12 protein-coding genes and 2 tRNA genes are annotated in these 13055 nt (G+C 41.6%); 7 read left to right on the forward strand and 7 right to left on the reverse strand.

The genetic code is table 11. The annotated features are described in order from the left end of the window. Positions 1–89: 89 nt before the first annotated feature. Together glgB and E4T92_RS10435 are read right to left on the reverse strand one after the other, a co-directional pair. Positions 90–2297 (reverse strand): 1,4-alpha-glucan branching protein GlgB, encoded by a 2208-nt coding sequence (gene glgB, locus E4T92_RS10430; RefSeq protein WP_135094719.1) that lies wholly within the window; start codon positions 2295–2297, stop codon positions 90–92. A 10-nt stretch (positions 2298–2307) separates the two neighbouring features. After that, complete coding sequence (locus tag E4T92_RS10435) at positions 2308–2754, reverse strand: hypothetical protein (protein ID WP_135094721.1); 447 nt, start codon at positions 2752–2754, stop codon at positions 2308–2310. A gap of 288 nt (positions 2755–3042) precedes the next feature. On the opposite strand from E4T92_RS10435, the gene upp reads away from it, so the two are divergent. The 3 genes from upp (at position 3043) to hda (ending at position 5793) form a co-directional block, all read left to right on the forward strand. Then, a complete protein-coding gene (gene upp, locus E4T92_RS10440; RefSeq protein ID WP_077543055.1) occupies positions 3043–3669 on the forward strand; it encodes a uracil phosphoribosyltransferase in 627 nt (208 codons plus the stop codon). A 112-nt stretch (positions 3670–3781) separates the two neighbouring features. Then, positions 3782–5035, forward strand: coding sequence for an NCS2 family protein (locus tag E4T92_RS10445; protein ID WP_135094723.1), 1254 nt, complete (start codon positions 3782–3784; stop codon positions 5033–5035). Positions 5036–5097: 62 nt separating this feature from the next. Then, on the forward strand, positions 5098–5793 hold the full coding sequence (gene hda, locus E4T92_RS10450) for a DnaA inactivator Hda (protein WP_077543057.1): 696 nt from the start codon (positions 5098–5100) through the stop codon (positions 5791–5793). A gap of 118 nt (positions 5794–5911) precedes the next feature. On the opposite strand, the gene bcp is transcribed toward hda, so the two are convergent. Beyond that, the gene (bcp, locus tag E4T92_RS10455; RefSeq protein WP_135094725.1) at positions 5912–6379 is read right to left on the reverse strand and encodes a thioredoxin-dependent thiol peroxidase; all 468 of its coding nucleotides are present in this window, start codon (positions 6377–6379) and stop codon (positions 5912–5914) included. 101 nt (positions 6380–6480) lie between these two features. Here bcp and dapA point away from each other — a divergent pair, with 101 nt between their 5' ends. The 3 genes from dapA (at position 6481) to E4T92_RS10470 (ending at position 9426) form a co-directional block, all read left to right on the forward strand. Continuing rightward, a complete protein-coding gene (gene dapA, locus E4T92_RS10460; RefSeq protein WP_135094727.1) occupies positions 6481–7377 on the forward strand; it encodes a 4-hydroxy-tetrahydrodipicolinate synthase in 897 nt (298 codons plus the stop codon). 114 nt (positions 7378–7491) lie between these two features. Beyond that, entirely contained in the window at positions 7492–8496 is a 1005-nt protein-coding gene (gene bamC, locus E4T92_RS10465; RefSeq protein ID WP_135094729.1) for an outer membrane protein assembly factor BamC, read from the forward strand. Between the two features lie 93 nt (positions 8497–8589). Continuing rightward, positions 8590–9426 (forward strand): N-acyl homoserine lactonase family protein, encoded by an 837-nt coding sequence (locus E4T92_RS10470; RefSeq protein WP_135094731.1) that lies wholly within the window; start codon positions 8590–8592, stop codon positions 9424–9426. A gap of 260 nt (positions 9427–9686) precedes the next feature. Here E4T92_RS10470 and der read toward each other — a convergent pair whose 3' ends face one another. The 4 genes from der to dnaQ all read right to left on the reverse strand — a co-directional run bounded on the left by der (position 9687) and on the right by dnaQ (position 12440). Then, entirely contained in the window at positions 9687–11201 is a 1515-nt protein-coding gene (gene der / locus E4T92_RS10475) for a ribosome biogenesis GTPase Der (protein WP_135094733.1), read from the reverse strand. Positions 11202–11380: 179 nt separating this feature from the next. Further along, positions 11381–11457: transfer RNA gene (locus E4T92_RS10480), tRNA-Asp, on the reverse strand. A 62-nt stretch (positions 11458–11519) separates the two neighbouring features. Then, a tRNA-Asp gene (locus E4T92_RS10485) sits at positions 11520–11596 on the reverse strand. Positions 11597–11672: 76 nt separating this feature from the next. Further along, on the reverse strand, positions 11673–12440 hold the full coding sequence (gene dnaQ / locus E4T92_RS10490; RefSeq protein ID WP_135094735.1) for a DNA polymerase III subunit epsilon: 768 nt from the start codon (positions 12438–12440) through the stop codon (positions 11673–11675). Between the two features lie 60 nt (positions 12441–12500). Between dnaQ and rnhA the strand changes: the two genes are divergently transcribed. After that, the gene (rnhA, locus tag E4T92_RS10495) at positions 12501–12965 is read left to right on the forward strand and encodes a ribonuclease HI (RefSeq protein ID WP_135094737.1); all 465 of its coding nucleotides are present in this window, start codon (positions 12501–12503) and stop codon (positions 12963–12965) included. The last annotated feature ends 90 nt before the right edge of the window (positions 12966–13055 follow it).

Genomic DNA, 13055 nt, shown 5'->3' on the forward strand with positions numbered 1-13055 from the left:
GGCTGGGATTATAGTAATCCCCCTTCAAATTAAATGATTATTCATTACTGGGGAGGGAAAATCTTATTTTATTTCACCTCCCCACCTCATTATTCTGCTTTTAGTTTCAAATAAAGCGTAGCCAATGGAGGGATCGAAACAGAAATAGAGTTTTTCCGTCCATGGCTTTCGATTGGTTCGCTTTGCACACAACCAAAGTTGCCTAGATTGGAACCTTGGTAATACATAGAATCTGTATTTAAGATTTCTTCATATTGTCCCGCTATATTCAACCCAATACGATAATCATAACGAGGCACCGGTGTAAAATTGCTAATCACGATAATACGTTCACATTCACCCGTCTCATCAACTTCACTGCAACGTTCAAAAGCGAAAACTGAGTTTGCGGCATCATCTACCACCAGCCAATCAAAGCCTTCAGCTGCATGATCCAGTTCAAAGAGCGGTCGATTTTGTCGATAAATGTGGTTTAAATCTTTCACCAATTTCAGCACACCTTTGTGCCAGCCACCGCCAATGTTTTCATCAAGCAAGAACCAATCTAAACTTTCCTCGTAATTCCACTCTCTACCTTGTGCAAATTCATTTCCCATAAAGAGTAATTTTTTGCCCGGATATCCCCACATATAACCATAATAAGCACGTAAGTTGGCGAATTTTTGCCACGTATCGCCCGGCATTTTACCGAGAAGTGAGGATTTTCCGTGCACGACTTCATCATGAGAAAGAGGCAACACAAAATTTTCACTGTATTGATAAACCATACCAAACGTCATTTTATTGTGATGATACTGACGATAAATCGGATCAAGTTGCATATAAGCAAGGGTGTCGTTCATCCAGCCCATATTCCACTTGAAATTGAAACCTAAGCCACCCTTTTCACTTGGATGAGTTACACCGGCAAATGAAGTTGACTCCTCTGCAATCGAAATTGCCCCCTCCATCTCATGATGAATTTTCCAGTTGGTGTGTTTTAAAAATTCAATCGCTTCAAGGTTTTCACGTCCGCCATATTGATTTGGAATCCACTGTCCCTCGGCACGGCTGTAATCACGGTAGATCATTGACGCCACCGCATCAACTCGAATACCATCTAATCCGAAACGTTCTAGCCAATACAGCGCATTACTGGAAAGAAAATTACGTACTTCGTTACGTCCATAGTTATAAATCAAGGTGTTCCAATCTTGGTGATAACCTTCACGCGGATCTGCATGCTCATACAATGCTGTACCATCAAAGGCGACTAACCCATGGGTATCACTTGGGAAATGCCCCGGTACCCAATCTAGGATTACGTTAATACCTGCTTCATGAGCCCGTTTGACCAATCGACGGAAGCCTTCAGCCGTGCCGAAACGACTGGTAGGAGAATAGAGTCCCAATGGTTGATACCCCCATGAACCATCGTAGGGAAACTCGGAAAGCGGCATAAATTCAATATGGGTAAAGCCCATATCTTTCACATAGGGAATAAGCTCATCAGCAATCTGGTCATAATCAAGCCAAAAATTATTCTCGAGATTACGCCGCCATGATCCTAAATGCACCTCATAAATTGAAATCGGTTGGTTTATTTGGTTTGCTTTACGGCGGGTTTCTGTCATTTCGACCACATTAGGGAGCACACTCACTTGCGAGGCCGTATCCGGGCGAAGTTGCGAGCCGAACGCATAAGGATCCGCTTTTAAGCGAAGATTACCGTGGCAATCAATCAGTTCAAATTTATAGAGTTGTCCAAGACTGGCTTTAGGTAGAAATAATTCCCACACGCCACTGTGCGAATGGAATCTCATTGGGTGGCGACGACCGTCCCAATAGTTGAAATCACCAACAATCGACACTCGTTTCGCATTCGGTGCCCACAAGCGGAAGTTCACCCCGCTCACGCCATCACATTCCATAAAGTGGGCGCCTAGTACTTCATAAGGTCGTAACATTGAGCCTTCAGAAAGCAACCAATGCTCTAAATCGTCAATCATTAAGTGGAAACGATAGGGATCTTCAATAATTTGGGCATCATTCCCCCAAAACACCTGTAATTGATAGACAAAAAATTGGTGGCAATTTGGTATCACACCAGCGAAAAAACCTCGTTCATCTAAACAATTTAATTCCGTAACCGGCTCCCCCGACTCTCGTTCTATGACGACCACCCGATCCGCTTCAGGCAATAAAACACGAACTTCAATACCACGCTCTGTTTCGTGCATACCTAAAGTCGCAAAGGGATCGCCATTAGAGGCATCAAAAAAAGAATCAATGATTGCTTGGGTGATTAAAGTTGTCATCGCTTACTCCTTATGCTTTGCATGCCTCATTCAAGCATCGCAAAGAAAACTTGGATAAATTATTCGGTATTGTTAGAGAAAGGGGGTTATTCCTATTACGAGAAAATAAATCATGATTGGAGCAATAATTCAGCTTTTGAGCATTGCTGCCCCACATATTTTTGTTTTGTAATAACAGTGATTGAAAAACCATCCTTGGTGAGACCAATTGGGTTGAATAAGGTTGAGATCTTGTTGAAAACAGTAATTGAGAATCGCCGAAAGAGAAGATGGGCAAAGAAAGAGCGGTCGTATTTTGTATAATTTTTTGCGTTTCGGAAAATTCCTTTTTCCCCCGCAATATCAACCCATAAATGGGCTGCCGAGCCACATCACAGACGATAGGCTCATCAAAATATGCCCAACCATCATCAAACTTGCCGAGGCACCGTTTTTTCGATAATTCTAACAATTCCATATCACTAAAACGTCAAATTACAACTTAATTTCATTCTAGCTTTGTTCAGAATAAATACAACGGCTTTTATTCAAATTAGTGATCTCTGTCAAAATTTAATTTTATAAGGGCGGCAATAATCCCTCTTTAATAAAATACTTTTAATAGCAGAATTGAAAGTGATAAATCATTTTTTCATCTATAAATCGCTAGAGTTTTCTTATTTTCTGATTTAGAATTCACCGATTTGATTTTCAATCACTCATAATATTCACATTAATCCATTCATTCGCAGTTAAGGGGCAAATCATGAAACTTGTTGAAGTTAAACATCCGTTAGTTAAACATAAATTAGGTGTCATGCGAGAAGCGGAAATTGATACAAAAAAATTCCGTGAACTGGCAACTGAAATCGGCAGTTTATTAACCTATGAAGCAACTGCAGATTTGGAAACAGAAAAAGTCATTATTGACGGTTGGAACGGCCCCGTTGAAATTGATCGTATTAAAGGAAAAAAAGTGACCGTCGTGCCAATTTTACGTGCGGGGCTTGGAATGATGGACGGCGTATTGGAGCATATTCCAAGTGCACGTATCAGCGTGGTGGGAATTTATCGTAATGAAGAAACCCTTGAACCCGTACCTTATTTCCAAAAATTAGCGAGCGATTTGGAAGAACGTCTTGCCATTGTTGTCGATCCGATGTTGGCAACCGGCGGTTCAATGATTGCCACCCTTGATTTATTAAAAGCGAAAGGTTGTAAACAAATTAAAGTATTAGTGCTTGTAGCAGCGCCTGAAGGCATTAAAGCATTAGAAGCCGCACACCCGGATATTGAGCTCTACTGCGCTTCTGTCGATGATCACTTAAATGAACACGGCTACATCATTCCGGGTTTGGGTGATGCGGGTGATAAAATTTTTGGAACGAAATAATCCCCTGTTCTAAAACACTGAGACGGCTTTCAAGCCGTCTTTTTTCGGGCGGAAAACAGTTCAAAAGCTGACCGCACTTTCAAGTTAATTCAAACAGAGAGTTGAAACTAAAATGACGAATCCAAATCAAACCACTTCTCAAACGGAAGAAGTACAGAGTATTGCAAAACAGTCCTTTGTCGGCTTACAAATGCTCTTTGTCGCCTTTGGCGCACTTGTGCTTGTGCCGCTTATCACAGGCTTAGATTCTAACACTGCCCTACTTACCGCCGGCATAGGTACGCTATTATTCCAGCTTTGCACCGGCAAACAGGTGCCCATTTTCCTTGCTTCCTCTTTTGCTTTTATCGCCCCCATTCAATATGGTGTACAAACTTGGGGTATTCCAACCACCATGGGCGGACTGGCTTGTGCCGGCTTGGTCTATTTTGCCCTTTCTGCACTGGTAAAAATTCGAGGCAGCCAAGCCTTAGAACGTATTTTCCCACCGGTTGTGGTTGGTCCGGTCATCATTATTATCGGTATGGGGCTCGCTCCCGTCGCCGTCAATATGGCATTAGGCAAAGACAGTGCCTATGCTTATAACGATGCCGTACTCGTTTCGATGATCACCTTAATTGTAACCCTTTCCGTTGCGGTTTTTGCTAAAGGATTAATGAAGTTAATCCCCATTATGTTTGGTATCACGGCAGGCTATATTCTTTGCCTTTTCCTCGGTTTAATTAATTTCCAACCGGTAATTGATGCCCCTTGGTTTGAACTACCAAAGCTCACTAAACCGGAATTTAATCTTGAAGCCATTCTCTATATGTTACCGATTGCTATTGCGCCTGCGGTGGAACATGTAGGCGGTATTATGGCGATTAGCTCGGTGACGGGAAAAGATTTCCTCAAAAAACCGGGATTACACCGTACCTTACTAGGTGATGGTGTCGCCACGGCAGCCGCTTCATTAGTCGGTGGCCCACCTAATACTACTTATGCAGAAGTCACCGGTGCGGTTATGCTCACCCGTAACTTTAACCCGAATATTATGACTTGGGCGGCGGTATGGGCGATCGCTATTTCGTTCTGCGGTAAAGTGGGCGCATTCCTTTCCACCATTCCAACCATCGTTATGGGCGGTATTATGATGCTAGTGTTCGGCTCAATCGCCGTAGTGGGAATGAGCACCTTAATTAAAGGTAAAGTGGATGTCACCGAACCACGCAACCTTTGCATTATTTCCGTGGTGATGACCTTTGGTATCGGCAATATGTTTGTGAATGTCGGTGATGCCGTTTCATTAAAAGGAATCAGCTTATGTGCCATCGTGGCAATTATCCTGAACCTCGTTTTGCCAAAAGCAAAAAATGAAGTAGAATAATCGAAAAATTAAGGGCTGAAACATCGCCCTTTCTTTCCCTCTAATCAATAGCGTTTATCATTTTGAATCAACAGTTGCCTTTGCCTATTCATCAAATTGATGATGAGACACTTGAGAACTTTTATGGTGACAACAATTTGTTGTTGCTTGATTCTTTGCACAAAAATTCACAGCAGATTCAACAACAATTTTTCTATATTTGGGGAACCGCGGGTTGTGGCAAAAGCCATTTACTTCGCGCGCTCAGCAATCAATATTTAAACGAACAACGTGCTGCAATTTATGTGCCGTTAAACAAATCCCGCTATTTCTCTCCTGCGGTATTGGAGAATTTAGAACAACAAGAATTAGTATGCTTAGACGACCTCCAAAGTGTCATAGGTGATCCTGAATGGGAAGTGGCCATTTTCGATTTATTCAATCGTATTAAAGCGGAAAGCAAAACCTTACTATTGATCAGTGCAGCAGTCTCCCCTTCCGCCCTGAATGTTCAACTCCCCGATTTAGCCTCCCGCCTAAAATGGGGAGAGATTTATCAGCTTTCCCCCCTCACGGACGAACAAAAACTCGAGGTGCTACAAAAAAATGCCCGCCAACGAGGCATTGAACTCCCTGCTGAAACAGCACAATTCTTATTAAAACGCTTAAACAGAGACACCCATACCCTATTACAAACGCTAGAAAAACTCGACAGAGCCTCATTACAGGCTCAGCGTAATCTTACTATTCCTTTTGTGAAAGAAACGCTAGGTTTGTAAAATTCAACACTTATTGCCATCAAAGATTCCAACACACGCACTTCAGGTTGGCTTAATTCCTCTATCTCAACATAATTTTTAAACGCTCTCCCAAAGTGCGGTCAATTTTCCACAAAGTTTACAGGGATTGGAGATAATCCAATACGACTTGATGATGTTCCCCTGTTTTAAATTTATCAAATACCTGTTGAATTTTTCCTTGTTCATCAATGAGAAATGTGATCCGGTGAATACCATCATAGGTTTTACCCATAAATTTCTTTTCCCCCCATACCCCAAATTGTTCAGCCACTTGATGATCTTGGTCAGCAAGCAAAAGAAAATTCAAACCTTTTTTATCCGCAAATTGAGCTAATTTTTTCGGTGAATCCGGGCTGATACCTAGAATAACCACGCCTAATTTTTCGAGTTCATTTTTTGCATCACGTAATCCGCAGGCTTGTGTTGTACATCCCGGTGTGAGGGCTTTCGGGTAAAAATAAACCAATACTTTTTTGCCTTTAAAATCTTCAAGTGAAATCAGGTTATCGGCTTGATCTTTTAGTGTGAATAAAGGTGCGACATCCCCCACTTTTAATGTTTTCATAGAAAATTCCTCAAAATAAAAAAATGATTTGCAAATTGCCTCTATTTTAGCGATCCTAACGAATATTTTTCAAATAATTAATCATCGACGACGGAGGTTTTATGTCCACACCAAATGCCTTGTTTTTTGGCAGTATTGTTGCGTTAGTCACCCCAATGGATAGCCACGGTGGAATTGATTTTGAAACGCTGGAAAAATTAGTGGAATTTCATATCAAGGCGGGGACGGATGCGATCGTTTCAGTCGGTACAACCGGCGAATCTGCGACACTCAGTATTGAAGAAAATGTGAAAGTGATCGAGAAGACCGTGGAACTGGCAAACGGTCGTATTCCTGTTATTGCAGGAACAGGTGCTAACGCCACCAGTGAAGCCATTGTGATGACGAAATTATTACGTGATAGTGGCGTAGCCGGCTGTCTTTCTGTCGTACCTTATTACAACAAACCGACTCAAGAGGGGATGTATCAGCATTTTAAAGCAATTGCAGAATGTACGGATTTACCTCAAATTCTTTACAATGTACCGGGGCGTACAGGTAGCGATATGAAACCGGAAACCGTTGCACGTCTAGCTCAAATTGAAAATATCGTGGGTATCAAAGAGGCGACGGGTGAAGTCAATCGAGTCACAGAAATCAAAAAATTAGCCGGAAAAAATTTCATTGTATTAAGTGGCGATGATGCCACCGGCTTAGAGGCGATGAAATTAGGTGCCGAGGGCGTCATTTCCGTCACTAATAACCTCGCGGCAAAAGAGATGGCGGAAATGTGCCGTTTAGCTCGTGAAGGGGAATTTTCTAAAGCAGATGAAATTAATCAGCGCTTAATGGCATTACACCGTGATTTATTTGTGGAATCAAATCCCATTCCGGTGAAATGGGGGGCTTATCGTTTAGGTTTGATCAAAACACCATACCTTCGTTTACCGCTCACAATTCTCAGCGAAGAAGCCCAACCCAAAGTGGAAGCCGCACTAAAAAACGCAGGCTTAATTTAAGCGACTACGAGACAATGGGGTTGATTTTTCAACCCCAAACTTTTTGAAAAATTAGCTGTCAGACATCGTTGTCAAAGTGCGGTTAATTTTTTATTGATTTTTAAGGAGTGACCAATGAAAAAAATTCTTCTAGGGTTAGCAACCGTGAGCCTATTATCTGCCTGTACGGCTGATCCTGAAACCTTGCAAAGTGCAAATGACGCCTATCAAAAATCAAAGGTATCAGTCCCGAGTTTTTCCCCTTTGGCAAACGGTGGGGTGAATCTACCAAAACCCGATTCAACTTATGAATTGCCTCGCATCAATATTAAAAATGGGGCAAGTGTTGACATTCGCCCCCCATCAACCCCTTTGGCTATTATCAAAAACTCCCTCACTCAATTTGATGGCGAGCGTGCGTTGATTGTTTATTCTCATGAACAAGCCTCACTTTATAATCTCCAACAAATTAAACGGCTGTTAAAAGAAGAAAATATTGACTCGACCATCAACGGTGCAATTTTAACGACCAATTGGCACAACACCGGGCGTGCTGATGACAAGGCTAACACTGAAATCCAATATCAAATTGAGCAGGTTTCAGCACATGATGCAAGTGCCTTAACGGTTTCAGTGAAACAAATGCGTCGCGATGGCATTCTCTTTACCCCGAGTATAGCGGAAAAACAACGCTATACATCAACCCGTTTAAACCATTTTGTGTCCGAATTAACAAATGCCTATAACGAGCAACAACAAGCTCTCAATCATACCCCTGTGGGTGCGTTCCAATCAGGATTAATAACCGATACAAATGGGAGAATAGCCTTAGGTATGGAAGCAACCTTTGCCCAAGCTTGGGAAAAATTAGGCTCAACACTCCCCAAATTAGGATTTACCGTCAAATCGGAAACCGCAGGGCGTGGACAACGTGAATTAAAATACTCACCTCTAGATAAAGATGATTGGCTACGTTTAGGCATCAATAAACCGGCGCTTGAAAAGGGTACTTACTTGATGCAAATTTCTGCTGTCGGCAAACAAAGCGCCCTTGTCATTACTGATGAAGAAAATAAAGCATTAAGTGGTGAATCTGCTCAAAGGGTTTATCAAGCGCTAAGACTTTTGCTTGCAAAATAAATAAAACCTTGACGAAAATTAACCGCACTTTTAGCCATGTATTAGCGTTATTAATTACCGCCAATTAATAACTAAAGAAAGAAGATTATTGTCATGAAAATCCATTGCTTAACAACGGGCTGGATGCAAATTAAAGCTCACCATCAGCTCGCTCGTTTTTTTGCCCGCCCTCTCAGAGTGTTAGATGTTTTAACGGATAGCCAATGGAGCCCTCATTTACCTATTGGTTGTTGGCTAATTGAACACCCTAGCGAAGGACTGATTATGGTTGATACCGGTGAAAGTAGCAAAGCCAATGACAAAGGTTACCAACCTTGGTGGCATCCGTTTATGCAATTTTGTGAGAGACGTGGTGTCAAACCAAACGAGGAAGTCGGCGTATTGCTAAGATCAAAAGGTTTCGATCCTTTACAGGTGAAAACTGTCGTGATGACCCATATGCACGGCGATCACGCAGGGGGACTACCCAATTTTCCGAATGCTCGTGTAGTAATGAGCGAAACGGAAAAGGCTGCGATCAATGCACCAAATGCTAAGTTCAATGGTTATTTAACCCATGTTTATCCGAATTGGCTCACGCCTGATGGTATTCGCTTTGATGATGGGGTCTTCGAAAGTTTCGAACATCACCATAAATTAACGGCGGATGGCAAAATTTGTTTAGTCCCGACCCCAGGTCATACCATGGGACATTTATCCGTGATTGTAGATATGGGCGATCATTATGTCTTTATTGGTGGTGATGCTTCTTATGATGAAACCTATTTACTACGAGGTGAAATTGACGGTGTGTGCATGAATAGTAAATTACATCAAGAAAGCACAATGCGTATTCGCAAATTGTGTCGTGCTAAACCGACAATCGTACAACTTGCTCATGATAAAAACAGTGAAAAACGTTTACTGGAAAAGCACTTTACTCAAGTATAAATAAATTATCGCTAAGCTTTCCATCTCCGTGAACACATTCCAATCAGACTTAATTACCAATGCAGTGGTAAATCTGTTTTTGGGTGAGATTGTCGGGATACACTGCGTGTGCTCGTTATAAAATCAAATTATTTCAATATATTATCATTGAACACACGCAGTATGTCCCGACATGTCGTTGAGATTTCTATTTTTGTGCATTTGCTACATAATACCAACCAAAATAAAAGTGCGGTTAAGTCAACCGCACTTTTTCCACATCATCTTTTCGCTTTCTTAATAAATTTCATCAAGCGTTTTCTTTTGCGTAATTGATTTGGCGTGAGTTTATTTTTACGTCCGGCAAAGGGGTTAGCCCCTTCTTGGAAAAGAAGACGAATCGGCGAGCCGATAATTTTTAAACTCTTACGGTAATAATTGGATAAATAGCGCTTATAGGAATCAGGCAATTTTTCCATTTGGTTACCGTGAACCACAATAATTGGTGGATTATAACCACCCGGGTGGGCATATTTTAATTTAATACGGCGACCACCTGCCATTGGCGGTTGATGTTCATCTGTCGCCATTTGCAAAATGCGGGTAAGCATGGACGTGGTCATTTTTTGTGTGGCACAAGCGTAGGCTTCTTTGATGGAATCAAACAAGTTACCCACACCGCTACCATGTAAAGCAGAAATAAAATGCACTCGGGCAAAATCAATAAAATCCAAACGGCGGTCAAGTTCCGATTTCACTCGATCTTTGACTTCTTGATCCAATCCGTCCCATTTATTTACCACAATGACAAGGGAGCGACCGGCATTCAAAATAAAGCCGAGCAGAGATAAATCTTGGTCTGAAATATTTTCACGTGCATCAATGGTCAGTAAAACCACATTGGCATCTTGAATCGCTTGCAAGGTTTTGATCACAGAAAATTTTTCCACCGCAAGATGGACTTTTCCCCGTTTACGTACCCCTGCCGTATCAATCAACGTATATTGTTGACCATCGCGTTCCATCGGAATATAAATACTATCGCGCGTGGTACCCGGCATATCGTAAACCACAACCCGATCTTCACCTAAAATACGGTTGGTTAAAGTGGATTTTCCGACATTTGGACGACCAACAATAGCAATTTTGATATTTTTATCCTGCTCATGTTCGTTTTCTTCTTCCAAAGCCTCATCAAGTAGAGAGGTATCTTCTTCCGAGTCAAAATCAAACTCTTGCTCCCACTCATCTTGTTCTTCATCAGAAGTGCGGTCAGTTTTCTCATTGTTTTGCATTTGCTCTGCGAATGGTGCAAGCACTTGTTCCATCAACTGAGTTACGCCACGTCCTTGAGAAGCCGCAATTTGTTCAATCTCGCCTAAACCTAATTGATAAAATTCCGCACAATGAGAATCTGCGTCAATACCATCGGTTTTATTTGCCACCAACACCGTGACTTTATTCTGGCGTTGACGTAAATAATTTGCGATACCAATATCTGCTGCCGTTAAACCGGCACGGGCATCAACAAGAAAAAGAACAATATCCGCTTCTTCAATGGCAAGCAGCGACTGCTCCGCCATTTTTTCTTCAACGCCCTCCTCTGTGCCATCAATCCCACCGGTATCGATCACAATAAATTCATAGCCGGAGATATGTGCATGACCATATTTACGATCACGGGTTAAACCGGGAAAATCTGCCACCAAAGCATCACGTGTACGAGTCAGACGATTAAATAGGGTGGATTTCCCCACATTTGGACGCCCCACAAGGGCTACAACAGGAGTTGTCATAAAAATCTCTTTTCTTATCAAAAAATGAGGCACATTATAGCGGAAGTTAAGGCATTGGTAAAAAACGATTTGAAAATAAGCAAATAAAAAGCCATAAACACAATTGCACTTGGCGAAAGAAGCGAATTCCAGACATAAAAAATGCACCTTTAAGGTGCACGTTTTATTTTGAAAATAATTGGCGGAATGGACGGGACTCGAACCCGCGACCCCCTGCGTGACAGGCAGGTATTCTAACCAGCTGAACTACCACTCCGCTATTTTATTTTGCATTGATCTATCTTTAAAAACACATCAATAAGGAGTAAATGAAAAAATTGGCGGAATGGACGGGACTCGAACCCGCGACCCCCTGCGTGACAGGCAGGTATTCTAACCAGCTGAACTACCACTCCGCTAAGTGGTGCGTATCATAATGATCCGCGGTTATCTCGTCAATCTTTTTTTTTCATTTCACGTTCAGATGTTTATTTAATACACTGATTCATCGCCAATACGCAAATCCCACAAGCATTTTCCGTCACTCTTTTTATTGATCACTTTCAATAATTCCAAATGGGCTTGTAATTCTTCTTCATTCGGCTGTAAACGTTTTAAATTATTGGAAAAAGCCACCGCACTTTCCATTGATTCAGCCACATTCCTTTCTATCGTCACCACCATCGTATTCTCTTCTTCCCCTTCATCAAATAAGCTGGTTTGCCCGCCGGTCATGGAAAGATAAACATCCGCTAAAATTTCCGCATCCAGTAATGCGCCATGCAAGGTTCGTTTACTATTATCAATGCCTAATCGGTCGCACAATGCATCTAAACTGTTACGTTTTCCCGGATACATTTGACGGGCCATTTGCAAGGTATCGGTTACCACACAAATATCCGTTGTTTTCACCCCTAATCCGAGTTTACTAAATTCATAATCCATAAAGCCCACATCAAAGGGGGCATTATGAATTAAAAGCTCAGCGCCTTTAATGTAATCTAAAAATTCCTGTGCAATTGCCTTAAATTCCGGTTTATCGGCAAGCATTTCATCGGTAATACCGTGAACTTTTATCGCCTCCGGATCCACTGTACGGTTCGGATTAATATAAATATGGAAATTATTTCCCGTATAACGGCGATTCACCAATTCCACCGCACCAATTTCAATAATACCATGGCCTTCATAATGAGCACCAAGCTGGTTCATCCCCGTGGTTTCAGTATCCAGTACAATTTGGCGATTTGGATTAATCATTTGTTCAACCTATTCCTTTCCATTAAAATGCTCGCCATTTTACACAACAACGATTTTGTTATGCAAAAACAGATTGAAATTTTTACTGATGGTGCTTGTTTTGGCAATCCCGGTGCGGGTGGAATTGGTATTCTCTTGCGTTATAAACAACATGAAAAACAGCTTTCCAAAGGCTATTTCAACACCACCAACAACCGAATGGAATTACGCGCAGTAATTGAAGCCCTTAATACCCTAAAAGAACCTTGCCAAATCAGCCTTTATAGCGATAGTCAATATATGAAAAAGGGTATTACTCAATGGATTTTTAATTGGAAGAAAAATAATTGGAAAGCCGGCACCGGCAAACCGGTGAAAAATCAAGATCTATGGATCGCACTCGACAATGCCGTCCAACGCCACAATATTGAATGGAAATGGGTGAAAGGGCATGCAGGACATCGTGAAAATGAAATCTGTGATATGTTAGCGAAAAAAGGTGCAACGAATCCCACTTACCAAGATGAGGGCTACCAACCGGAATAAATAAAAGTGCGGTTGATTTTTTTCTTGTTTTATGAACAAAAAATTGTTTGCTTTTTACCCCACCCTGTCTAAAAAATGTGATCTTGATCA

It is taken from the genome of Pasteurella sp. WM03, assembly GCF_004570945.1.
Taxonomy (GTDB): domain Bacteria; phylum Pseudomonadota; class Gammaproteobacteria; order Enterobacterales; family Pasteurellaceae; genus Rodentibacter.

Coding starts and splice junctions, on each gene's coding strand:
- bcp (WP_135094725.1), bottom strand. CDS start 6,379: ATGAAAACATTAAAAGTGGGGGATGTCGCACCTTTATTCACACTAAAA.
- E4T92_RS10470 (WP_135094731.1), top strand. CDS start 8,590: ATGAAAATCCATTGCTTAACAACGGGCTGGATGCAAATTAAAGCTCAC.
- dnaQ (WP_135094735.1), bottom strand. CDS start 12,440: ATGATTAATCCAAATCGCCAAATTGTACTGGATACTGAAACCACGGGG.
- bamC (WP_135094729.1), top strand. CDS start 7,492: ATGAAAAAAATTCTTCTAGGGTTAGCAACCGTGAGCCTATTATCTGCC.
- dapA (WP_135094727.1), top strand. CDS start 6,481: ATGTCCACACCAAATGCCTTGTTTTTTGGCAGTATTGTTGCGTTAGTC.
- glgB (WP_135094719.1), bottom strand. CDS start 2,297: ATGACAACTTTAATCACCCAAGCAATCATTGATTCTTTTTTTGATGCC.
- der (WP_135094733.1), bottom strand. CDS start 11,201: ATGACAACTCCTGTTGTAGCCCTTGTGGGGCGTCCAAATGTGGGGAAA.
- E4T92_RS10445 (WP_135094723.1), top strand. CDS start 3,782: ATGACGAATCCAAATCAAACCACTTCTCAAACGGAAGAAGTACAGAGT.
- upp (WP_077543055.1), top strand. CDS start 3,043: ATGAAACTTGTTGAAGTTAAACATCCGTTAGTTAAACATAAATTAGGT.
- E4T92_RS10435 (WP_135094721.1), bottom strand. CDS start 2,754: ATGGAATTGTTAGAATTATCGAAAAAACGGTGCCTCGGCAAGTTTGAT.
- rnhA (WP_135094737.1), top strand. CDS start 12,501: ATGCAAAAACAGATTGAAATTTTTACTGATGGTGCTTGTTTTGGCAAT.